Source organism: Citrobacter sp. wls714, assembly GCF_005281025.1.
GTDB classification, from domain to species: Bacteria; Pseudomonadota; Gammaproteobacteria; order Enterobacterales; family Enterobacteriaceae; genus Citrobacter; species Citrobacter werkmanii.
The window spans coordinates 1-265 of the sequence record NZ_SZWZ01000040.1 but is presented as its reverse complement, the minus strand read 5'-3'; the positions used below and the strand labels follow the sequence as shown (position 1 = coordinate 265).

General features: G+C 52.1%; 1 pseudogene. It reads right to left on the bottom strand.

Annotated elements, in window-relative coordinates:
* Positions 1 to 265, bottom strand: a pseudogene (locus FDX11_RS10190) (phage tail protein); the annotation flags it as partial.

The window sequence follows — 265 nt, the reverse complement described above, 5'->3', positions numbered from 1 at the left end:
TGCTGCCAGTTCTGCTTGTCGTAATTCAGCCCACGCAACGCTTCAGCAGCTTGTGCAACTACAGCTGCGGTGACCAGGTTCATAGCGATACGAGGAATTGCAGACCAGGCCGCACCTGACTGCGTTGGTCCGGTGAAATTACTCACCAGTGTCAATGATGTATTGCTGTTTACGGTCTTAACCGGGAGGGTGTAAGGAATACCGCCCACTGTAACAACAGCGAAATCACCGGCTACCAGTTCTGTAGTAAATGCAGTTCCGCTGC